The following is a 22,088-nucleotide window of genomic DNA, read 5'->3' as shown; positions in this document are numbered from 1 at the left end:
AGATGGGCTTTTTGCGTTTCCGGGGTTTAACAATTCCTCCTGATAACGCCATGGTCTCTCGTCAACCCACGACGATCGGGCAAGCCTTCCCTCGCTATATACGGTAAACTAATGCAGATTTTGCATCTGGAAGCCACTATGAGCCACTCACTTAAGCCCTGGAATACCTTCGGTCTTGACCGTTCCGCCAGCGCGATTGTACGCGCCGAAACTGAAAAACAGCTACTGGATGCCTGGCAGAATGCCGTTGCAAAGCGCCAGCCAACTCTTATCCTTGGTGAAGGAAGTAACGTCCTGTTTCTGAAGGATTATTCCGGCACGGTGATTATCAACCGTATTATGGGTATAGAAGTGAGTGAAACACCTGACGCCTGGCATTTGCACGTGGGCGCGGGAGAAAACTGGCATCAGCTGGTACAGTTTGCGCTAAATAATGGAATGCCTGGTCTGGAAAATCTGGCCTTAATTCCTGGCTGCGCCGGCTCCTCGCCGATTCAAAATATTGGAGCTTATGGCCTTGAGTTAAAAAAGGTTTGCCAGTACGTCGATTGTATTGAGCTGGCGACCGGGCAGAAGCAACGACTCACCGCTGCTGAGTGTCGCTTTGGCTATCGGGATAGCATTTTTAAGCATGAGTATCAGGACCGCTATGCCATCGTAGCCGTTGGTTTGATCTTACCAAAGGCATGGCAGCCCGTTTTGACCTATGGCGATTTAACCCGGCTGGATCCGCAAACCGTCACTCCCCAACAGGTATTTGATGCCGTATGCCATATGCGCATGACCAAACTTCCCGATCCAAAAGTGAATGGAAATGCGGGAAGCTTCTTTAAGAACCCGGTTGTTAGCACGGAGAAGGCTAATGCGCTACTGACCGCCTATCCAAACATCCCTCACTATCCACAGCCCGATGGCAGCATGAAGCTTGCCGCCGGCTGGCTTATCGATCAATGCCAGCTTAAAGGAAAAGTGATTGGCGGTGCAGCGGTACACAGCCAGCAGGCACTGGTATTAATCAATGATAATCAAGCAACCAGTGAGGATGTGGTTAAGCTGGCACACTATGTACGTCAGCAGGTTGGTGAAAAGTTTGATATCTGGCTGCAACCAGAAGTGCGCTTTATTGGCGAAACGGGCGAAGTGAATGCCGAGGAGACTATCGCATGAAAGACTATACCGTCCCTCTGACGCTGATATCCATATTAGCTGACGCTGAATTCCATTCAGGTGAACAACTTGGTGAGCGTTTAGGGATGAGCCGCGCCGCAATCAACAAACACATTCAAACGTTACGCGACTGGGGAATTGACGTCTTCACCGTTCCGGGTAAAGGCTACAGTTTACCTGAGCCCATTCAGCTTCTGGATGAAGAGCAGATCGCCAGGCAGATTGAACACGGGCGGGTCACCGTGCTACCGGTTATTGATTCCACCAACCAGTATCTTATGGACCGACTCGGTGAGCTGCAATCCGGTGATGCCTGCGTGGCTGAATATCAGCAGGCCGGTCGCGGCCGCCGCGGGCGTAAGTGGTTCTCTCCGTTTGGATCTAATCTTTATCTATCAATGTACTGGCGACTGGAGCAGGGCCCTGCCGCCGCCATTGGTTTGAGCCTGGTCATCGGGATCGTGATTGCCGAAGTGCTGCAAAGCCTGGGGGCGGATAAAGTACGGGTAAAATGGCCGAACGACCTCTATTTACAGGACCGGAAACTGTCCGGGATCCTGGTAGAGCTGACGGGGAAGACCGGCGACGCAGCGCATATCGTTAGCGGCGCAGGGATTAATTTAATGATGCGCCGCGTTGAGTCTGACGTTGTCAATCAGGGGTGGATCAGCCTGCAGGAAGCGGGGATGACTATCGATCGTAATACGTTAGCAGCTTGTCTAATTAAAGAACTGCGGGCGGGGTTTAAACTTTTTGAGAACGAAGGCTTAGCACCCTATCTGACCCGCTGGGAAAAGCTGGATAACTTTATTAATCGTCCGGTTAAACTTATTATTGGCGATAAAGAAGTCGTGGGTATCTCTCGAGGCATTGATGCTCAAGGAGCATTATTACTGGAGCAAGATGGGGTAATAAAACCCTGGATTGGCGGTGAGATATCATTGCGAAGCGCGGAATAAAAGAAGGGGAGCTGACGCTCCCTTCTTTATTTCCTTAAACGCACCTGATTAACTGAGTGGTTTGCGCTTTTGGTCATTATAAGGCTTGCTCGCTCGCGTGTCGGTAGGATGTTTTCTTTTAAATTCAGAAGATTAATCTCATTCCAGAGCGATGTGGCAACATTAATTGCTTCATCTTTAGACAGCTGAGCATAGCTATGAAAATAGGAGTCCGGGTCGGTAAATGCGCCTTCGCGAAATTTCAAAAAACGGTTGATATACCAGGTCTTAAGCAGTTCTTCTGGCGCATCGACATAAATTGAAAAATCCACAAAGTCCGAAACAAATACATGGTGCGGATCGTGAGGATAATCCATTCCGCTCTGCAGAACATTTAATCCTTCAAGAATTAATATATCAGGCTGAGTAACGGTTTTATCCCCATCAGGAATGACGTCATAAATCAGATGAGAATAGACCGGCGCGGTGGCGTCAGGAACTCCGGATTTCAGGTCGGAGACGAATTTAACCAAGCGGTGCATATCATAAGACTGCGGGAAGCCTTTTTTCTTCATCAGGCCGCGCTCTTTCAGTACGGCGTTAGGATGCAGAAAACCATCCGTAGTAATCAATTCTACGTGACGATGTTCAGGCCAGCGGCTAAGTAAAGCCTGGAGTACGCGCGCGGTGGTGCTTTTCCCGACGGCCACGCTACCCGCAATGCTAATGATGTACGGAATGCGTTGCCCGTTGGTGCCCAGGAATTGTTCCAGTACAGCCTGTCGGCGCAAATTGGAGCTGATATAGAAATTGAGTAAACGCGACAGCGGCAAATAAATTTCCGCTACTTCTTCCAGGGAAAGATCTTCGTTGATGCCTTTTAACCGCGTGATTTCTTCTTCTGTTAGCGTCATCGGAACGGAATCACGAAGTGCAGCCCATTGGTCGCGGTTAAATTGTAGATACGGTGTCATTAACGTTTGCTCTTTTAGGCTCATAAGCATGCTCTTGCAACCGCCGAAGGACATGAAGGCGGAGTGCTTCACACTAGTTAATCAGGACAATGGGCAGGAGGGTAACACCAGATTGCGAGGAATAATAAGAAAAAAACTCATTGAATGATGCTTTCTAAAGGTAGCATCACAGAGATGAATGGTTTAGCAAGGGCATATAAAGTTCTCAGTAGAAGCATCCGGCTCATTCAGTGAATATTGTGACCGGGTTGCGATGTATCGATGCCGCTTTAGCGGTTTGGAAGAGGATTTTGCTCTCTTCGACGATCGTTTCTATGGAGAAGGTTGGCGTATTTTTGTGCTGCTCTGTTTGAAATTACACCATTTTTTCTCGTCAGAGCACAAAATGTGAGCAATAGAACATTTTCTGCAATTTTTTAGTTGCATGAACTCGCAGGTCTCCCTAGAATGCGCGCTACTTGATGCCGACTTAGCTCAGTAGGTAGAGCAACTGACTTGTAATCAGTAGGTCACCAGTTCGATTCCGGTAGTCGGCACCATCAAGTGCCTGGTGGGGTTCCCGAGCGGCCAAAGGGAGCAGACTGTAAATCTGCCGTCATCGACTTCGAAGGTTCGAATCCTTCCCCCACCACCATCTTTCGGCAACGCTTTGCGGAGCCAGAGTTGATTGGTTAAACTGGTCAGCTCAAACAGAAAAAGAGACGCTTCTCTTTTTTTTGTTATAGAAAGAACTGGGTAGCCGAGTTTCAGGATGCGGGCATCGTATAATGGCTATTACCTCAGCCTTCCAAGCTGATGATGCGGGTTCGATTCCCGCTGCCCGCTCCAAACGTGCTGATATGGCTCAGTTGGTAGAGCGCACCCTTGGTAAGGGTGAGGTCCCCAGTTCGACTCTGGGTATCAGCACCACTTCTTTATCTCTCCTCCCCTGTTTCTCTCTAGTTTATTGCATTCAACAAGTCGGGCATGTTGCCCGGTTGATGTGGTGATATCACCGATTTATCCGTGTCTTAGAGGGACAATCGATGTCTAAAGAAAAGTTTGAACGTACAAAACCGCACGTTAACGTCGGTACTATCGGCCACGTTGACCATGGTAAAACAACGCTGACCGCTGCAATCACTACCGTTCTGGCTAAAACCTACGGCGGTGCTGCTCGCGCATTCGACCAGATCGATAACGCGCCGGAAGAAAAAGCTCGTGGTATCACCATCAACACTTCCCACGTTGAATATGACACCCCGACTCGCCACTACGCGCACGTAGACTGCCCGGGCCACGCCGACTATGTTAAAAACATGATCACCGGTGCTGCGCAGATGGACGGCGCGATCCTGGTTGTTGCTGCGACTGACGGCCCGATGCCGCAGACTCGTGAGCACATCCTGCTGGGTCGTCAGGTAGGCGTTCCGTACATCATCGTGTTCCTGAACAAGTGCGACATGGTTGATGACGAAGAGCTGCTGGAACTGGTTGAAATGGAAGTTCGTGAACTTCTGTCTCAGTACGATTTCCCGGGCGACGACACTCCGATCGTTCGTGGTTCTGCTCTGAAAGCGCTGGAAGGCGACGCTGAGTGGGAATCTAAAATCATCGAACTGGCTGGCTTCCTGGATTCTTACATTCCGGAACCAGAGCGTGCGATTGACAAGCCGTTCCTGCTGCCGATCGAAGACGTATTCTCCATCTCCGGTCGTGGTACCGTTGTTACCGGTCGTGTAGAGCGCGGTATCATCAAAGTTGGCGAAGAAGTTGAAATTGTTGGTATTAAAGAGACTGCTAAGTCTACCTGTACTGGCGTTGAAATGTTCCGCAAACTGCTGGACGAAGGCCGCGCTGGTGAGAACGTTGGTGTTCTGCTGCGTGGTATCAAACGTGAAGAAATCGAACGTGGTCAGGTACTGGCTAAGCCGGGCTCTATCAAGCCGCACACCAAGTTCGAATCTGAAGTTTATATCCTGTCCAAAGACGAAGGCGGCCGTCACACTCCGTTCTTCAAAGGCTACCGTCCGCAGTTCTACTTCCGTACAACTGACGTGACTGGCACCATCGAACTGCCGGAAGGCGTAGAGATGGTTATGCCGGGCGACAACATCAAAATGGTTGTTACCCTGATCCACCCGATCGCGATGGACGACGGTCTGCGTTTCGCAATCCGTGAAGGCGGCCGTACCGTTGGCGCAGGCGTGGTTGCTAAAGTTCTCGGCTAATTGCTGATAACATTTGACGCAATGCGCAATAAAAGGGCATCATTTGATGCCCTTTTTGCACGCTTTCACACCAGAACCTGGCTCATCAGTGATTTTTTGGGTCATAATCATTGCTGAGACAGGCTCTGAAGAGGGCGTTAAGTCCGAAACGCAGCAGAGCATTTCGGTTTGGTCGCCTCGCATTTCATGCGGGGTGAAGTTATTTGTCTGAATTCTTGTGACAGGTTGGTTTATGAGTGCGAATACCGAAGCTCAAGGGAGCGGGCGCGGCCTCGAAGCGATGAAGTGGACAATCGTTGTCGTGCTGCTGGTTGTGGCCATCGTCGGCAACTTCCTTTATCGTGACATTATGCTGGCAGTACGTGCGCTGGCCGTAGTGATTCTGATCGCTGCAGCAGGCGGTGTCGCGCTGTTAACGACAAAAGGTAAGGCGACAGTCGCTTTCGCTCGTGAAGCGAGAACCGAAGTCCGTAAGGTGATCTGGCCGACTCGCCAGGAAACGCTGCATACCACGTTGATTGTTGCCGCGGTGACCGCCGTAATGTCACTGATCCTGTGGGGACTGGATGGTATTCTGGTTCGCCTGGTATCCTTTATCACTGGCCTGAGGTTCTGAGATGTCTGAAGCTCCTAAAAAACGCTGGTACGTCGTTCAGGCGTTTTCTGGTTTTGAAGGTCGCGTAGCTACCTCGTTGCGTGAACATATCAAATTACACAATATGGAAGAGCTGTTTGGCGAAGTCATGGTGCCGACCGAAGAAGTGGTCGAAATCCGCGGCGGCCAACGTCGTAAAAGCGAACGTAAATTCTTCCCGGGCTACGTGCTGGTCCAGATGGTGATGAACGACGCGAGCTGGCACCTGGTGCGCAGCGTACCGCGTGTGATGGGCTTTATCGGCGGCACTTCTGACCGTCCGGCGCCTATCAGTGACAAAGAAGTCGATGCGATCATGAACCGTCTGCAGCAGGTTGGCGATAAGCCGCGGCCGAAAACGCTGTTTGAGCCGGGTGAAATGGTACGCGTTAGCGACGGCCCATTTGCCGACTTTAACGGCGTGGTTGAAGAAGTGGACTACGAAAAGTCTCGTCTGAAAGTGTCCGTTTCTATCTTCGGTCGTGCGACGCCGGTCGAGCTGGACTTTGCCCAGGTAGAAAAGGCTTAACCGCCGATCAAAAAAGCAACGCTTTAATCGTTGCATGAGGCGCGAAATTGGCATACAATTTCGCGCCTTTTGTTTTTATGGGCCTGATGCCCGTAAAGCGATATTTATCACGGGGAGCCTTTTGTAAGGCGCTACACCCAAACGAGGAAATTTAAATGGCTAAGAAAGTACAAGCCTACGTCAAGCTGCAGGTTGCAGCTGGTATGGCAAACCCGAGTCCGCCGGTTGGTCCAGCACTGGGTCAGCAGGGTGTGAACATCATGGAATTCTGCAAAGCGTTCAACGCAAAAACTGAATCCCTGGAAAAAGGTCTGCCAATCCCGGTTGTTATCACCGTTTACGCTGACCGTTCTTTCACCTTCGTTACCAAAACTCCGCCGGCAGCAGTTCTGCTGAAAAAAGCGGCTGGTATCAAGTCTGGTTCCGGTAAACCGAACAAAGACAAAGTAGGTAAAATTTCCCGCGCTCAGCTGCAGGAAATCGCGCAGACCAAAGCTGCCGACATGACTGGTTCCGACATTGAAGCGATGACTCGCTCCATTGAAGGTACTGCACGTTCCATGGGCCTGGTAGTGGAGGACTAAGAAATGGCTAAACTGACCAAGCGCATGTCCGTGATTCGTGACAAAGTTGATGCGACCAAACAGTACGACATCAACGAAGCCATCTCTCTGCTGAAAGAACTGGCGACTGCTAAGTTCGTTGAAAGCGTTGATGTTGCCGTTAACCTCGGCATTGACGCTCGTAAATCTGACCAGAACGTTCGTGGCGCGACCGTACTGCCGCACGGTACTGGCCGTTCAGTTCGCGTAGCCGTATTTGCCCAGGGCCCGAACGCTGAAGCAGCTAAAGCTGCTGGCGCAGAGCTGGTAGGTATGGAAGATCTGGCTGACCAGATCAAAAAAGGCGAAATGAACTTTGACGTGGTTATTGCTTCTCCGGATGCAATGCGCGTTGTTGGCCAGCTGGGCCAGGTTCTGGGTCCGCGCGGCCTGATGCCAAACCCGAAAGTTGGTACTGTAACTCCGAACGTTGCTGAAGCGGTTAAGAACGCTAAAGCAGGTCAGGTTCGTTACCGTAACGACAAAAACGGCATCATCCACACCACCATCGGTAAAGTGGATTTTGACGCTGATAAACTGAAAGAAAACCTGGAAGCTCTGCTGGTTGCGCTGAAAAAAGCGAAACCGACTCAGGCTAAAGGCGTGTACATCAAGAAAATCAGCATCTCCACCACCATGGGTGCTGGCGTTGCCGTTGATCAGGCTGGTCTGAGCGCTTCTGCGAACTAAGATTAGCTTTACGTGGGCGGTGAATTTGTCTACAATCTTACCCCCACGTATTCTGCTTATAGCAGACGTATAGCCGAGATATTCAGGCTGTGGCAAGGCAGTCAACGCCGCCACTGCGTGAATAGCGACGGCTAGACAAGATTTGTTCGTTGGAGCCTGGCCTATCCAGGCCTCCGTCGAAGACCGCAGGTGTTTCGCAAGAAACTTAATCCCCTGCGTAGACGGTGACAGAACGCTAAGATTATTTTTGGATACTCTGGCTTGTTTCTGCTCACCGTATTAAGACGCTCTTCTCTTTGAGTTGAGTGAAGTGAGTTCCGGAGCATGAGCTCTGGCAAACATCCAGGAGCAAAGCTAATGGCTTTAAATCTTCAAGACAAACAAGCGATTGTTGCTGAAGTCAGCGAAGTAGCCAAAGGCGCGCTGTCTGCAGTAGTTGCGGATTCCCGTGGCGTTACTGTAGACAAAATGACTGAACTGCGTAAAGCAGGTCGTGAAGCTGGCGTATACATGCGTGTTGTTCGTAACACCCTGCTGCGCCGCGTCGTTGAAGGTACTCCTTTCGAGTGCCTGAAAGACACGTTTGTTGGTCCGACCCTGATTGCATACTCTATGGAACACCCGGGCGCAGCTGCTCGTCTGTTCAAAGATTTCGCGAAAGCGAATGCAAAATTTGAGGTCAAAGCCGCAGCCTTTGAAGGTGAGCTGATCCCGGCGTCGCAAATCGACCGCCTGGCAACTCTGCCGACCTACGAAGAAGCAATTGCACGCCTGATGGCAACCATGAAAGAAGCTTCGGCTGGCAAACTGGTTCGCACTCTGGCTGCTGTACGCGATGCGAAAGAAGCTGCTTAATCGCAGTTATCTTCATAAAGCATCTGCTTACGTATAAACTTATTCTGATATTCAGGAACAATTTAAATGTCTATCACTAAAGATCAAATCATTGAAGCAGTATCCGCTATGTCCGTAATGGACGTTGTTGAGCTGATCTCTGCAATGGAAGAAAAATTCGGTGTTTCCGCTGCTGCTGCTGTAGCTGTTGCTGCTGGCCCGGCTGCTGACGCTGCTGAAGAAAAAACTGAATTCGACGTAATTCTGAAAGGTATCGGCGCGAACAAAGTTGCCGTTATCAAAGCAGTACGTGGCGCGACTGGCCTGGGTCTGAAAGAAGCTAAAGACCTGGTAGAATCTGCTCCGGCTGCTCTGAAAGAAGGCGTGAGCAAAGATGACGCTGAAGCACTGAAAAAATCTCTGGAAGAAGCTGGCGCTGAAGTTGAAGTTAAATAAGCCAACCTTTCCGGTTGCAGCCTGAGAAATCAGGCTGATGGCTGGTGACTTTTTGGTCACCAGCCTTTTTGCGCTGTAAGGCGCCAGTAGCATTTCACACTGTTTGACTACTGGTTGTCCTGACAATGCTTGTTTCTATAGACGACTTAATATACTGCGACAGGTTAGGGTCCCTGAGCTGTGTAAATCGCAATGAAATGGTTTAAGCGTGATAGAAACAGGTATTGCGGAAAGTGTTCCATTTTCCGGTCAACAAAATAGTGTTGCATAAAAAACTGCCTTATGTGGGCAGATGGGTCGACTTGTCAGCGAGCTGAGGAACCCTATGGTTTACTCCTATACCGAGAAAAAACGTATTCGTAAGGATTTTGGTAAACGTCCGCAGGTTCTGGACATACCTTATCTCCTTTCTATCCAGCTTGACTCGTTTCAGAAGTTCATCGAGCAAGATCCTGAAGGGCAGTATGGTCTGGAAGCAGCTTTCCGTTCCGTATTCCCGATTAAGAGCTACAGCGGTAATTCTGAGCTGCAGTATGTCAGCTACCGTCTGGGCGAACCGGTTTTTGACGTTAAAGAGTGTCAGATCCGTGGCGTGACCTACTCGGCACCGCTGCGCGTTAAACTGCGTCTGGTGATCTACGAGCGCGAAGCGCCGGAAGGCACCGTTAAAGACATTAAAGAACAAGAAGTCTACATGGGCGAAATTCCGCTCATGACCGACAACGGTACCTTTGTTATCAACGGTACCGAGCGCGTTATCGTTTCTCAGCTGCACCGTAGCCCGGGCGTCTTCTTTGACAGTGACAAAGGTAAGACTCACTCTTCCGGTAAGGTTCTGTATAACGCACGTATCATCCCTTACCGTGGCTCCTGGCTGGACTTCGAATTCGACCCGAAAGACAACCTGTTTGTCCGTATCGACCGTCGTCGTAAGCTGCCGGCTACCATCATCCTGCGCGCGCTGAATTACACCACTGAGCAGATCCTTGACCTGTTCTTCGAAAAAGTGGTCTTTGAAATTCGCGACAACAAGCTGCAGATGGAACTGGTACCGGAGCGTCTGCGCGGCGAAACCGCCTCCTTCGATATCGAAGCGAACGGTAAAGTGTACGTTGAGAAAGGACGCCGCATCACTGCGCGTCACATTCGCCAGCTGGAAAAAGACGATATCAAACATATCGAAGTTCCGGTTGAGTACATCGCTGGCAAAGTTGCCTCTAAAGACTATGTTGACGAATCTACTGGCGAGCTGATCTGCCCGGCGAACATGGAGCTGAGCCTGGATCTGCTGGCCAAGCTGAGCCAGTCTGGCCATAAGCGTATCGAAACGCTGTTCACCAACGATCTGGATCACGGTCCGTACATCTCTGAGACTGTACGCGTTGACCCGACCAACGATCGTCTGAGCGCACTGGTAGAAATCTACCGCATGATGCGCCCTGGTGAGCCGCCGACTCGTGAAGCTGCTGAAAGCCTGTTCGAGAACCTGTTCTTCTCCGAAGACCGCTACGATCTGTCCGCGGTTGGTCGTATGAAGTTCAACCGTTCTCTGCTGCGCGACGAAATCGAAGGTTCCGGTATCCTGAGCAAAGAAGACATCATTGAAGTGATGAAGAAGCTCATCGATATCCGTAACGGTAAAGGCGAAGTCGATGATATCGACCACCTTGGCAACCGTCGTATCCGTTCCGTTGGCGAAATGGCGGAAAACCAGTTCCGCGTTGGCCTGGTTCGCGTAGAGCGTGCGGTGAAAGAGCGTCTGTCTCTGGGCGATCTGGATACCCTGATGCCTCAGGATATGATCAACGCCAAGCCGATTTCTGCAGCAGTGAAAGAGTTCTTTGGCTCCAGCCAGCTGTCTCAGTTTATGGACCAGAACAACCCGCTGTCTGAGATTACGCACAAACGTCGTATCTCTGCACTCGGCCCGGGCGGCCTGACTCGCGAACGCGCAGGCTTTGAAGTTCGAGACGTACACCCGACTCACTACGGTCGCGTATGTCCAATCGAAACGCCTGAAGGTCCGAACATCGGTCTGATCAACTCCCTGTCCGTGTACGCACAGACGAACGAATACGGCTTCCTTGAGACTCCGTATCGTAAAGTCACCGACGGCGTTGTGACCGACGAAATTCATTACCTGTCTGCTATCGAAGAAGGTAACTACGTTATTGCTCAGGCGAACTCCAACCTGGATGACGAAGGCCACTTTGTAGAAGATCTGGTTACCTGCCGTAGTAAAGGCGAATCCAGCTTGTTCAGCCGCGACCAGGTTGACTACATGGACGTATCCACCCAGCAGGTGGTTTCCGTCGGTGCGTCCCTGATCCCGTTCCTGGAACACGATGACGCCAACCGTGCATTGATGGGTGCGAACATGCAACGTCAGGCCGTTCCGACTCTGCGCGCTGATAAGCCGCTGGTTGGTACCGGTATGGAACGTGCTGTTGCCGTTGACTCCGGTGTAACTGCGGTGGCTAAACGTGGCGGCCTGGTTCAGTACGTGGATGCGTCCCGTATCGTTATCAAAGTTAACGAAGACGAGATGTACCCGGGCGAAGCAGGTATCGACATCTATAACCTGACCAAGTACACCCGCTCTAACCAGAACACCTGCATCAACCAGATGCCGTGTGTCTCTCTGGGCGAGCCGATTGAGCGCGGTGACGTGCTGGCTGACGGTCCGTCCACCGACCTCGGTGAACTGGCGCTCGGTCAGAACATGCGCGTCGCGTTCATGCCGTGGAACGGTTACAACTTCGAAGACTCCATCCTCGTATCCGAGCGTGTTGTTCAGGAAGACCGTTTTACCACCATCCACATTCAGGAACTGGCGTGCGTGTCCCGCGACACCAAGCTGGGGCCGGAAGAGATCACCGCTGATATCCCGAACGTGGGTGAAGCTGCACTCTCTAAACTGGATGAGTCCGGTATCGTTTATATCGGTGCGGAAGTGACCGGTGGCGATATTCTGGTTGGTAAAGTAACCCCGAAAGGTGAAACCCAGCTGACGCCAGAAGAGAAGCTGCTGCGTGCGATCTTCGGTGAGAAAGCGTCTGACGTTAAAGACTCTTCTCTGCGCGTGCCAAACGGTGTCTCCGGTACCATTATCGACGTTCAGGTCTTTACCCGCGACGGCGTAGAAAAAGACAAACGCGCGCTGGAAATCGAAGAGATGCAGCTCAAACAGGCGAAGAAAGATCTGTCTGAAGAACTGCAGATCCTCGAAGCTGGCCTGTTTGGTCGTATCTATGCGGTGCTGGTCTCCGGCGGTATCGAAGCTGAGAAGCTCGACAAGCTGCCGCGCGATCGCTGGCTGGAACTCGGCCTGACCGACGAAGAGAAACAAAACCAGCTGGAGCAGCTGGCTGAGCAGTACGACGAACTGAAACACGAGTTCGAGAAAAAACTCGAAGCGAAACGCCGTAAAATCACTCAGGGTGACGATCTGGCACCGGGCGTGCTGAAGATCGTTAAAGTGTATCTGGCCGTTAAACGTCAGATTCAGCCTGGTGACAAAATGGCAGGTCGTCACGGTAACAAGGGTGTTATCTCTAAGATCAACCCGATCGAAGATATGCCTTACGATGAAAACGGCACGCCGGTCGACATCGTACTGAACCCGCTGGGCGTACCGTCTCGTATGAACATCGGTCAGATCCTGGAAACTCACCTGGGTATGGCTGCGAAAGGTATTGGCGAGAAAATCAACGCCATGCTGAAACAGCAGCAGGAAGTCGCCAAACTGCGCGAGTTCATCCAGCGTGCCTACGATCTGGGTACCGACGTTCGTCAGAAGGTTGATCTGAATACCTTCACTGACGAAGAAGTTATGCGTCTCGCTGAAAACCTGAAAAAAGGTATGCCGATCGCAACGCCGGTCTTCGACGGTGCGAAAGAGTCTGAAATCAAGGAACTGTTACAGCTTGGTGGCCTGCCGACTTCCGGCCAGATCACCCTGTTCGACGGTCGTACCGGTGAGCAATTCGAGCGCCAGGTTACCGTTGGCTACATGTACATGCTGAAACTGAACCACCTGGTTGATGACAAGATGCATGCGCGTTCTACCGGTTCTTACAGCCTGGTTACTCAGCAGCCGCTGGGTGGTAAGGCACAGTTCGGTGGTCAGCGCTTCGGGGAGATGGAAGTGTGGGCGCTGGAAGCATATGGCGCAGCATACACCCTGCAGGAAATGCTCACCGTTAAGTCTGATGACGTGAACGGCCGTACTAAGATGTATAAGAACATCGTGGATGGCAACCATCAGATGGAACCGGGCATGCCGGAATCCTTCAACGTGCTGTTGAAAGAGATTCGCTCGCTGGGCATCAACATCGAACTGGAAGACGAGTAACTCTCGCTCAAACAGGTCACTGGTGCCGGGGTAAGACCCGGCGCCAGATTGTGCTAACTCCGACGGGAGCAAATCCGTGAAAGACTTATTAAAGTTTCTGAAAGCGCAAACTAAAACCGAAGAGTTTGATGCGATCAAAATTGCTCTGGCATCGCCAGACATGATCCGTTCATGGTCTTTTGGTGAAGTTAAAAAGCCGGAAACCATTAACTACCGTACGTTCAAACCTGAGCGTGACGGCCTTTTCTGCGCGCGTATTTTCGGGCCAGTAAAAGACTACGAGTGCCTGTGCGGTAAGTACAAGCGCCTGAAACACCGCGGTGTGATCTGTGAGAAGTGCGGCGTTGAAGTGACCCAGACTAAAGTGCGCCGTGAGCGTATGGGCCACATCGAGCTGGCGTCTCCGACCGCTCATATCTGGTTCCTGAAGTCTCTGCCGTCCCGTATCGGCCTGCTTCTCGATATGCCGCTGCGCGATATCGAACGCGTGCTGTACTTCGAATCCTATGTGGTTATCGAAGGCGGTATGACCAACCTGGAACGCCAGCAGATCCTGACTGAAGAACAGTATCTGGACGCGCTGGAAGAGTTCGGTGACGAATTTGACGCGAAGATGGGTGCGGAAGCTATCCAGGCCCTGCTGAAGAGCATGGATCTGGAGCAAGAGTGTGAAACTCTGCGCGAAGAGCTGAACGAAACCAACTCCGAAACCAAGCGTAAGAAGCTGACCAAGCGTATCAAACTGCTGGAAGCGTTCGTACAGTCTGGCAACAAGCCGGAGTGGATGATCCTGACCGTTCTGCCGGTACTGCCGCCAGATCTGCGTCCGCTGGTTCCGCTGGATGGTGGTCGTTTTGCGACTTCTGACCTGAACGATCTGTATCGTCGCGTCATTAACCGTAACAACCGTCTGAAACGTCTGCTGGATCTGGCTGCGCCGGACATCATCGTACGCAACGAAAAACGTATGCTGCAGGAAGCGGTTGACGCCCTGCTGGATAACGGTCGTCGCGGTCGTGCGATCACCGGTTCGAACAAACGTCCTCTGAAATCTTTGGCCGATATGATCAAAGGTAAGCAGGGTCGTTTCCGTCAGAACCTGCTCGGTAAGCGTGTTGACTACTCCGGTCGTTCTGTAATCACCGTAGGTCCATATCTGCGTCTGCATCAGTGCGGTCTGCCGAAGAAAATGGCGCTGGAGCTGTTCAAACCGTTTATTTACGGCAAGCTGGAGCTGCGTGGCCTGGCCACCACCATCAAAGCCGCTAAGAAAATGGTTGAGCGCGAAGAAGCTGTCGTTTGGGATATCCTGGACGAAGTCATCCGCGAACACCCGGTACTGCTGAACCGTGCACCAACCTTGCACCGTCTGGGGATCCAGGCATTTGAACCAGTGCTGATCGAAGGTAAAGCTATCCAGCTGCACCCGCTGGTTTGTGCGGCATACAACGCCGACTTCGATGGTGACCAGATGGCTGTTCACGTACCGCTGACGCTGGAAGCCCAGCTCGAAGCGCGTGCGCTGATGATGTCTACTAACAACATCCTGTCTCCAGCGAACGGTGAGCCTATCATCGTTCCGTCTCAGGACGTTGTACTGGGTCTGTACTACATGACCCGTGACTGTGTTAACGCCAAAGGCGAAGGCATGGTGCTGACTGGCCCGAAAGAAGCTGAGCGTATTTATCGCGCTGGCCTGGCCTCTCTGCATGCGCGCGTTAAAGTGCGTATCACCGAATACGAAAAAGATGAAAACGGCGAATTCGTTGCGAAAACCAGCCTGAAAGATACGACCGTTGGTCGCGCCATTCTGTGGATGATCGTACCGAAAGGTCTGCCTTTCTCCATCGTCAACCAGGCGCTGGGTAAGAAGGCTATCTCTAAGATGCTGAACACCTGCTACCGTATTCTGGGCCTGAAACCGACCGTTATTTTTGCGGACCAGACGATGTACACCGGCTTTGCTTATGCAGCGCGTTCAGGTGCATCCGTTGGTATCGATGACATGGTCATCCCGGAGAAAAAATACGAAATCATCAGCGAAGCGGAAGCGGAAGTTGCTGAGATTCAGGAGCAGTTCCAGTCGGGTCTGGTGACCGCTGGCGAACGCTATAACAAAGTTATCGATATCTGGGCTGCGGCCAACGATCGTGTATCCAAAGCGATGATGGACAACCTGCAAACCGAAACCGTTATTAACCGTAACGGCGAAGAAGAGCAGCAGGTTTCCTTCAACAGCATCTACATGATGGCCGACTCCGGTGCGCGTGGTTCTGCTGCACAGATTCGTCAGCTTGCCGGTATGCGTGGTCTGATGGCGAAGCCGGATGGCTCAATCATCGAAACGCCAATCACCGCGAACTTCCGTGAAGGTCTGAACGTACTCCAGTACTTCATCTCCACGCACGGTGCGCGTAAAGGTCTGGCGGATACCGCACTGAAAACAGCGAACTCCGGTTACCTGACCCGTCGTCTGGTTGACGTTGCACAGGACCTGGTCGTTACTGAAGACGACTGTGGCACCCTGGAAGGCATCACCATGACCCCGGTTATCGAGGGTGGCGATGTTAAAGAGCCGCTGCGCGATCGCGTACTGGGTCGTGTGACCGCTGAAGACGTTCTGAAGCCGGGTACGGCGGACATTCTGGTTCCACGCAACACGCTGCTTCATGAGCACTGGTGCGATCTGCTGGAAGAGAACTCCGTTGACTCAGTCAAAGTGCGTTCCGTTGTATCCTGTGACACCGACTTTGGTGTATGTGCGCACTGCTACGGTCGTGACCTGGCGCGTGGCCACATCATCAACAAAGGTGAGGCTATCGGCGTTATCGCGGCACAGTCCATCGGTGAGCCGGGTACACAGCTGACGATGCGTACGTTCCACATCGGTGGTGCGGCATCTCGTGCGGCTGCTGAGTCCAGCATCCAGGTGAAAAACAAAGGTAGCATCCGTCTGAGCAATGCGAAGTCGGTTGTGAACTCCAGCGGTAAGCTGGTTATTACGTCCCGTAATACCGAGCTGAAACTGATCGACGAATTCGGTCGTACCAAAGAGAGCTATAAAGTGCCTTACGGCTCCGTTATGGCGAAAGGTGATGGTGAGCAGGTTGCCGGCGGTGAAACCGTAGCAAACTGGGATCCGCACACCATGCCGGTTATCACCGAAGTGAGCGGTTTCGTCCGCTTCACTGACATGATTGACGGCCAGACCATTACTCGTCAGACCGACGAGCTGACCGGCCTGTCTTCTCTGGTGGTTCTGGATTCTGCAGAGCGTACCACTGGCGGTAAAGACCTACGTCCGGCGCTGAAAATCGTTGATGCTCAGGGTAATGATGTTCTGATCCCTGGCACCGATATGCCTGCGCAGTACTTCCTGCCGGGTAAAGCGATTGTTCAGCTGGAAGATGGCGTACAGATCAGTTCTGGTGACACCCTGGCGCGTGTACCGCAGGAATCCGGCGGTACCAAGGACATCACCGGTGGTCTACCGCGCGTTGCCGACCTGTTCGAAGCGCGTCGTCCGAAAGAGCCGGCAATCCTGGCTGAAATCAGCGGCATCATTTCCTTCGGTAAAGAAACCAAAGGGAAACGTCGTCTGGTTATCACCCCGGTAGACGGTAGCGATCCGTACGAAGAGATGATTCCTAAATGGCGTCAGCTCAACGTGTTCGAAGGTGAACGCGTAGAACGTGGTGATGTAGTTTCCGACGGTCCGGAAGCACCGCACGACATTCTGCGTCTGCGTGGCGTACATGCTGTGACTCGTTATATTGTTAACGAAGTCCAGGACGTATACCGTCTGCAGGGCGTTAAGATTAACGATAAGCACATTGAAGTTATCGTTCGTCAGATGCTGCGTAAAGCGACCATCGAAAGCGCCGGTAGCTCCGACTTCCTGGAAGGCGAACAGGTTGAATACTCTCGCGTCAAGATCGCTAACCGCGAGCTGGAAGCGAACGGCAAAGTGGGTGCAACATTCTCCCGCGATCTGCTGGGTATCACTAAAGCGTCCCTGGCAACCGAATCGTTCATCTCTGCCGCATCGTTCCAGGAGACCACGCGTGTCCTGACCGAAGCAGCCGTTGCGGGTAAACGCGACGAACTGCGTGGCCTGAAAGAGAACGTTATCGTGGGTCGTCTGATCCCGGCCGGTACCGGTTATGCCTACCACCAGGATCGTATGCGCCGTCGCGCAGCCGGCGAGCTGCCAGCAGCGCCGCAGGTCAGCGTGGAAGAAGCTTCTGCTAACCTGGCAGAGCTGCTGAACGCGGGTCTGGGCGGTTCCGACAACGATTAATCGTTGATTCGCTAAGCGCTTAAAAGCCAGTCAGATGATCTGACTGGCTTTTTTATTGCCTGTCCGTTGCTGCTATTATTTATTCGTTATACTTTTTAATTACATTTAATTAATGTAATCGCTGCAATTAATTAGCAAATAAACTCCCCCTTCAAGATTATTTATTTCTGTTTCAGATTTTCATCATCAATCAATGGGTAAAAATCCTACACGTATCAAAAAATACGCGCCGCAAACGCTATATAGTCAAAAAGCTCAAATAATCATGTGATTACTTTTCCCTCATCTTTTCGGTTCTGCGCAACTGAGGGGATCGCTGTATCTGGCGAAAGGGGGCGGGGAAGATGAGTAAATAAAAAACAAAGCGGAAAAGTATTGTCGCTATTTAAAAGATAGCGTCTGGGGGAAGCATGGAATTTGCTATTCAACTTATCATTATCTTAATTTGTTTGTTCTATGGCGCGAGAAAGGGCGGTATTGCGCTCGGCCTTTTAGGCGGCATTGGTCTGGTTATTTTAGTGTTTGTCTTTCATCTTAAGCCGGGAAAACCCCCTGTAGACGTCATGCTGGTGATCATTGCGGTGGTGGCCGCCTCAGCGACGCTGCAGGCTTCCGGCGGTTTAGACGTTATGCTGCAGATTGCGGAGAAACTGCTGCGGCGCAACCCGAAATACGTTTCAATCGTGGCGCCATTCGTCACCTGCACGTTGACCATTCTTTGCGGAACCGGGCACGTGGTATATACCATTCTGCCAATTATTTATGATGTTGCGATCAAAAATAATATTCGCCCGGAACGACCGATGGCCGCGAGTTCGATCGGCGCGCAGATGGGGATTATCGCCAGCCCGGTTTCGGTGGCAGTCGTCTCGCTGGTGGCGATGCTTGGCAATTTCACCTTTAACGGTAAGCACCTTGAGTTTCTCGATCTGCTGGCGATCACTATTCCGTCAACGCTGCTGGGGATTCTGGCCATTGGTATCTTCAGCTGGTTTCGCGGTAAAGACCTCGATAAAGACGAAGCCTTTCAGGCTTTTATTGCGGTGCCGGAAAACCGCCATTACGTTTATGGTGATACGGCCACGCTGCTCGATAAGAAGCTGCCGACCAGTAACTGGATTGCGATGTGGATTTTTCTGGCCTCAATAGCCGTTGTCGCCCTGCTCGGCGCCTTCTCCGAGCTGCGTCCGGCCTTTGATGACAAGCCGCTGTCGATGGTGCTGGTGATCCAAATGTTTATGCTGCTTTCCGGGGCGCTCATCATCATCATTACCAAAACCAATCCCGCTTCGATTTCCAAAAATGAGGTGTTCCGTTCCGGGATGATCGCCATTGTCGCGGTGTACGGTATCGCGTGGATGGCGGAGACGATGTTTGGCGCGCATATGACCGAGATTAAAGGCGTGCTCGGGGAGATGGTGAAGGAGTACCCGTGGGCTTACGCTATCGTACTGCTGCTGGTGTCGAAGTTTGTTAACTCACAGGCGGCTGCGCTGGCGGCGATTGTTCCGGTGGCGCTGGCGATTGGCGTCGATCCGGCTTACATCGTTGCTTCCGCACCTGCCTGCTACGGGTATTACATTCTGCCGACCTACCCAAGCGATCTGGCGGCGATTCAATTCGACCGCTCTGGTACAACGCATATCGGCCGCTTTGTGATTAACCATAGCTTTATTCTGCCAGGGCTCATTGGCGTTAGCGTCTCTTGCGTCTTTGGTTGGGTATTTGCGGCGATGTATGGATTTCTGTAAGAGAGGACAGGCGCCGTTAGCGGCGCCTGTTAAATAGTTGGGGTTATTGCGCGAGCGGAATTCGGCGATAGAGCTCAATCATATCGGTTGCCAGATCCTGAATGACCATCGCGTTCATCAGGTGGTCCTGGGAATGAACGGTAATCAGGTTAACCGGAAGCTTGCCGCTGCCTTCATCCATGCCGATCAGCTGGGTCTGGATTTTATGCGCATGTTTGACAAATTCGTGAGATTCCGCCATCGCCTGTTCGGCCGCAGCAAAATCGCCTTTACGCGCCAGCTGCAGAGCGGTTAAGGCAGAGCTACGCGCTGAACCGGCGTTAACCAGTAGCTCCATGATGATCGTTTCTAAATCTTCCATTTCTTACTCCATCAGCTTCAGGGCTTTATCAAGCACGGCTTCGCCTTTCATCATGCCGTAATCCATCATATCGATGACGGCAACTTTTTTACCAAACGGGTCGGCCATAGCCTGTAGCTTGGCCTGCTCATACTTCACCTGGGGGCCGAGCAGGATAATATCGGCAGCGGCAAGGTTATCTTTAAACTCGGCAACCGGTACGGCTTTGATGGAGACTTCCACACCTTTTTGTTGCGCAGCAGCCTGCATACGTTGAACCAGCATGCTGGTAGACATACCTGCGGCGCAGCATAAAACGATATTCTTCATAATTGTTGGCCCTTATGTTCCTTGATGTACCATCTTTATCGCGGGCAGGCGGGCGGGACAACCGCTTTACGGTGATTGTGTGTAAGTCATCACAAAATAATGAAACCGGTTTCGGTTATGGAGGAGAAAACGCTAAAAGCCGCGTCCGACGGGCCGGAAACGGTAGGCTCTGTTACGCGCGGACGATGCGATTCTTGCCCTGCTGCTTGGCTTTATACAGCGCTTCATCAACGCGCACGACAAGCTGCTCCAGGGGTTCCATATTCCATTCGCCGAGACCTGCGCTAAAGGTGACCGTTAGCCCTTCTTCACGCCAGGAGCGCTGCGCAACGCGGGCCCGCCAGCTCTCCAGCAGCTTCAGGGCGTCATCGCTATGTCCGGTGGTAAAGATCACCGCAAACTCCTCCCCGCCGTAGCGGTAAAGTGAAATTTGCAGAGGTTGGAGGATCTGCAGTCCTTCCCGTGCGACATTGCGCAGAACGATATCGCCATTGAGATGACCCCAGGTGTCATTTATCGTTTTAAAGTTATCAATATCCACCAGCGCGAGAGAGAAAGGTTGATGATCGTTCATCAGCGCGGCGATATCATTGTCGAAGGCGCGTCGGTTCTTGCAGCCGGTTAGCGCGTCGATGGTCGCCTGGCGAACGTAGGTTAACTCGCGCTGCTTATTGCTCTCGATGGCTTTGCTGAGCATCGCTTCCAGCCGCGGGGCGCGCTGAACATCCCCGGTTTTAATGGCATTGATGATGTTCATCAACACCGTACGTGAAGCATGGCGCAGATACAGGCCAAACAGCACGATAACGATCGCGGCCAGGGCAAAGCTCCAGGCGACAATATCCGTTTCATGGCGAGTCAAGTTGACCAGCGTCGAGTTATCGACCCGATAAATGACAAACCAGTCGGGGTTGGTAAACGAGTAGTAGTAGTACCAGGCGTTCGTATCGGTATCGTAGAGCTGGCCTTCGCCGCTGGTCATTCTGTCCATCAACGCTTCACTGACGTAGGGTTTAAATAAGGCGCCAGGATCCGGATGGAGAACGACTTTACCATCGCGTTGCACCACAAAAAATTCCCCCTGGACCGGAGCAACCATCTGCCGTAACGCGTAGCCCATTGAGGTGAGATCGAGATGAAATGCGAGACTGCCCTTTAGCCGTCCCTCTGGAGAAATTATGGGTTTGTAGACGGTAATCGTCGGATGATGCGTGAAGTAGTCGTTGTACGGGCTGGTATACCGGCTGAAGGTACTGGCTTCCGCTTGTTTAATAAACCACGGTCTCGATTTGGCATCAAAAGACTGACTGTCTTCCGTCTCCAGAACCTCGGGCGCGCGCAGGTAGTGCCCATTGGTATCCGCCAGCGAGATGGACGAAACGGTTTGCATCATATTTTGCAGCTGCATAAGCTGCATCAAACCTTTTTCAGGATTGACGTTAACCGCCTCATTGAGCGCATCATTGCGGGCAAAGAAAGTGGCGGCACGGGTGAGGATAAAGTCATTGCCCTGCAGCAGCGTCTCCGTGTAGTTGGTCGCCATATTGTGGGTGAAATTGCGGTTAATATGATGATAATCTTCAAGAAAATCATTTCGCTGCGTCGTCGTGGCGAACACCGCTATCAGCAAGAAGCTGAATATAATACCCGCGAACCCGATCACAATCGGCGAGGTGAAAGAGAGCTTTCTATTATGGCGAGCCATGAGTCGTAAATCGTTCCAGAAGCGTTAAACCGTGGAGAAAGATGCAGGTTTAGCCAGCATGCCTGCCGATTGAATCAGATAAATCTCCGGTAATTATAACGCTGACGTTGTGAGATGGACTGATTAATATTCCATATTGATGGAATTGCCTTTGCAGCGAAGAGGATGGAGCAGGGCGAAAATGAGGAAGAGTTAGCTTTCGCCCTGGACAGCATCCACTGCTGACAAGGGCAGGATAGAGAAACGGAAACACGGTCACCATCTTCCGTTTCTC

16 protein-coding genes and 4 tRNA genes are annotated in these 22,088 nt (G+C 51.9%); 16 read left to right on the top strand and 4 right to left on the bottom strand.

The window, feature by feature from the left end; translation table 11 throughout:
• Positions 1 to 111: 111 nt before the first annotated feature.
• Together murB and birA are read left to right on the top strand one after the other, a co-directional pair.
• Positions 112 to 1,167 (top strand): UDP-N-acetylmuramate dehydrogenase, encoded by a 1,056-nt coding sequence (gene murB / locus KO1_RS26015; protein ID WP_263440572.1) that lies wholly within the window; start codon positions 112 to 114, stop codon positions 1,165 to 1,167.
• Complete coding sequence (birA, locus tag KO1_RS26010; RefSeq protein ID WP_004109737.1) at positions 1,164 to 2,126, top strand: bifunctional biotin--[acetyl-CoA-carboxylase] ligase/biotin operon repressor BirA; 963 nt, start codon at positions 1,164 to 1,166, stop codon at positions 2,124 to 2,126. The genes murB and birA overlap by 4 nt, the downstream gene beginning before the upstream one ends.
• Before the next feature lie 26 nt (positions 2,127 to 2,152).
• On the opposite strand, the gene coaA is transcribed toward birA, so the two are convergent.
• Complete coding sequence (gene coaA, locus KO1_RS26005; protein WP_004109734.1) at positions 2,153 to 3,103, bottom strand: type I pantothenate kinase; 951 nt, start codon at positions 3,101 to 3,103, stop codon at positions 2,153 to 2,155.
• Between the two features lie 439 nt (positions 3,104 to 3,542).
• On the opposite strand from coaA, the gene KO1_RS26000 reads away from it, so the two are divergent.
• The 14 genes from KO1_RS26000 to dcuB all read left to right on the top strand — a co-directional run bounded on the left by KO1_RS26000 (position 3,543) and on the right by dcuB (position 19,439).
• Positions 3,543 to 3,618, top strand: a tRNA-Thr gene (locus tag KO1_RS26000).
• Positions 3,619 to 3,628: 10 nt separating this feature from the next.
• Positions 3,629 to 3,713, top strand: a tRNA-Tyr gene (locus KO1_RS25995).
• 119 nt (positions 3,714 to 3,832) lie between these two features.
• Positions 3,833 to 3,907 (top strand) — tRNA-Gly (locus KO1_RS25990).
• A gap of 5 nt (positions 3,908 to 3,912) precedes the next feature.
• Positions 3,913 to 3,988, top strand: a tRNA-Thr gene (locus tag KO1_RS25985).
• A gap of 116 nt (positions 3,989 to 4,104) precedes the next feature.
• The gene (tuf, locus tag KO1_RS25980; RefSeq protein WP_004106368.1) at positions 4,105 to 5,289 is read left to right on the top strand and encodes an elongation factor Tu; all 1,185 of its coding nucleotides are present in this window, start codon (positions 4,105 to 4,107) and stop codon (positions 5,287 to 5,289) included.
• A gap of 232 nt (positions 5,290 to 5,521) precedes the next feature.
• Positions 5,522 to 5,905: a preprotein translocase subunit SecE gene (gene secE, locus KO1_RS25975; RefSeq protein WP_004097638.1), complete on the top strand. Its 384-nt coding sequence runs from the start codon at positions 5,522 to 5,524 to the stop codon at positions 5,903 to 5,905.
• Position 5,906: 1 nt separating this feature from the next.
• Positions 5,907 to 6,452: a transcription termination/antitermination protein NusG gene (gene nusG / locus KO1_RS25970; protein WP_002438628.1), complete on the top strand. Its 546-nt coding sequence runs from the start codon at positions 5,907 to 5,909 to the stop codon at positions 6,450 to 6,452.
• Between the two features lie 155 nt (positions 6,453 to 6,607).
• The gene (gene rplK, locus KO1_RS25965) at positions 6,608 to 7,036 is read left to right on the top strand and encodes a 50S ribosomal protein L11 (protein WP_004097640.1); all 429 of its coding nucleotides are present in this window, start codon (positions 6,608 to 6,610) and stop codon (positions 7,034 to 7,036) included.
• Between the two features lie 3 nt (positions 7,037 to 7,039).
• Positions 7,040 to 7,744 (top strand): 50S ribosomal protein L1, encoded by a 705-nt coding sequence (gene rplA, locus KO1_RS25960; protein WP_004097642.1) that lies wholly within the window; start codon positions 7,040 to 7,042, stop codon positions 7,742 to 7,744.
• A 357-nt stretch (positions 7,745 to 8,101) separates the two neighbouring features.
• Positions 8,102 to 8,599, top strand: coding sequence for a 50S ribosomal protein L10 (rplJ, locus tag KO1_RS25955; protein WP_004109731.1), 498 nt, complete (start codon positions 8,102 to 8,104; stop codon positions 8,597 to 8,599).
• A 66-nt stretch (positions 8,600 to 8,665) separates the two neighbouring features.
• Positions 8,666 to 9,034, top strand: coding sequence for a 50S ribosomal protein L7/L12 (rplL, locus tag KO1_RS25950; protein WP_004109728.1), 369 nt, complete (start codon positions 8,666 to 8,668; stop codon positions 9,032 to 9,034).
• 325 nt (positions 9,035 to 9,359) lie between these two features.
• Positions 9,360 to 13,388, top strand: a complete 4,029-nt coding sequence (gene rpoB / locus KO1_RS25945; RefSeq protein WP_004109725.1) for a DNA-directed RNA polymerase subunit beta — start codon at positions 9,360 to 9,362, stop codon at positions 13,386 to 13,388.
• 76 nt (positions 13,389 to 13,464) lie between these two features.
• On the top strand, positions 13,465 to 17,688 hold the full coding sequence (rpoC, locus tag KO1_RS25940; RefSeq protein WP_004109722.1) for a DNA-directed RNA polymerase subunit beta': 4,224 nt from the start codon (positions 13,465 to 13,467) through the stop codon (positions 17,686 to 17,688).
• Between the two features lie 410 nt (positions 17,689 to 18,098).
• On the top strand, positions 18,099 to 19,439 hold the full coding sequence (gene dcuB, locus KO1_RS25935) for an anaerobic C4-dicarboxylate transporter DcuB (protein ID WP_004117097.1): 1,341 nt from the start codon (positions 18,099 to 18,101) through the stop codon (positions 19,437 to 19,439).
• A gap of 43 nt (positions 19,440 to 19,482) precedes the next feature.
• On the opposite strand, the gene KO1_RS25930 is transcribed toward dcuB, so the two are convergent.
• The 3 genes from KO1_RS25930 to KO1_RS25920 all read right to left on the bottom strand — a co-directional run bounded on the left by KO1_RS25930 (position 19,483) and on the right by KO1_RS25920 (position 21,814).
• The gene (locus KO1_RS25930; protein WP_004097651.1) at positions 19,483 to 19,800 is read right to left on the bottom strand and encodes a PTS lactose/cellobiose transporter subunit IIA; all 318 of its coding nucleotides are present in this window, start codon (positions 19,798 to 19,800) and stop codon (positions 19,483 to 19,485) included.
• A gap of 3 nt (positions 19,801 to 19,803) precedes the next feature.
• Positions 19,804 to 20,109 (bottom strand): PTS sugar transporter subunit IIB, encoded by a 306-nt coding sequence (locus KO1_RS25925; RefSeq protein WP_004109717.1) that lies wholly within the window; start codon positions 20,107 to 20,109, stop codon positions 19,804 to 19,806.
• Between the two features lie 172 nt (positions 20,110 to 20,281).
• Positions 20,282 to 21,814, bottom strand: coding sequence for a sensor domain-containing diguanylate cyclase (locus KO1_RS25920; RefSeq protein ID WP_024274890.1), 1,533 nt, complete (start codon positions 21,812 to 21,814; stop codon positions 20,282 to 20,284).
• Between the last annotated feature and the right edge of the window lie 274 nt (positions 21,815 to 22,088).

The sequence above is a fragment of the Klebsiella oxytoca NBRC 105695 genome (assembly GCF_001598695.1).
Taxonomy (GTDB): domain Bacteria; phylum Pseudomonadota; class Gammaproteobacteria; order Enterobacterales; family Enterobacteriaceae; genus Klebsiella; species Klebsiella oxytoca.
Note: the sequence above shows the minus strand (reverse complement) of the source record. Positions and strands in the feature narration are given on the sequence as shown.

Bases quoted from the DNA above. Each gene is read 5' to 3' on its own strand.
- murB (WP_263440572.1), top strand. From the start codon at position 112: ATGCAGATTTTGCATCTGGAAGCCACTATGAGCCACTCACTTAAGCCC.
- birA (WP_004109737.1), top strand. From the start codon at position 1,164: ATGAAAGACTATACCGTCCCTCTGACGCTGATATCCATATTAGCTGAC.
- coaA (WP_004109734.1), bottom strand. From the start codon at position 3,103: ATGAGCCTAAAAGAGCAAACGTTAATGACACCGTATCTACAATTTAAC.
- tuf (WP_004106368.1), top strand. From the start codon at position 4,105: ATGTCTAAAGAAAAGTTTGAACGTACAAAACCGCACGTTAACGTCGGT.
- secE (WP_004097638.1), top strand. From the start codon at position 5,522: ATGAGTGCGAATACCGAAGCTCAAGGGAGCGGGCGCGGCCTCGAAGCG.
- nusG (WP_002438628.1), top strand. From the start codon at position 5,907: ATGTCTGAAGCTCCTAAAAAACGCTGGTACGTCGTTCAGGCGTTTTCT.
- rplK (WP_004097640.1), top strand. From the start codon at position 6,608: ATGGCTAAGAAAGTACAAGCCTACGTCAAGCTGCAGGTTGCAGCTGGT.
- rplA (WP_004097642.1), top strand. From the start codon at position 7,040: ATGGCTAAACTGACCAAGCGCATGTCCGTGATTCGTGACAAAGTTGAT.
- rplJ (WP_004109731.1), top strand. From the start codon at position 8,102: ATGGCTTTAAATCTTCAAGACAAACAAGCGATTGTTGCTGAAGTCAGC.
- rplL (WP_004109728.1), top strand. From the start codon at position 8,666: ATGTCTATCACTAAAGATCAAATCATTGAAGCAGTATCCGCTATGTCC.
- rpoB (WP_004109725.1), top strand. From the start codon at position 9,360: ATGGTTTACTCCTATACCGAGAAAAAACGTATTCGTAAGGATTTTGGT.
- dcuB (WP_004117097.1), top strand. From the start codon at position 18,099: ATGGAATTTGCTATTCAACTTATCATTATCTTAATTTGTTTGTTCTAT.
- KO1_RS25930 (WP_004097651.1), bottom strand. From the start codon at position 19,800: ATGGAAGATTTAGAAACGATCATCATGGAGCTACTGGTTAACGCCGGT.
- KO1_RS25925 (WP_004109717.1), bottom strand. From the start codon at position 20,109: ATGAAGAATATCGTTTTATGCTGCGCCGCAGGTATGTCTACCAGCATG.
- KO1_RS25920 (WP_024274890.1), bottom strand. From the start codon at position 21,814: ATGGCTCGCCATAATAGAAAGCTCTCTTTCACCTCGCCGATTGTGATC.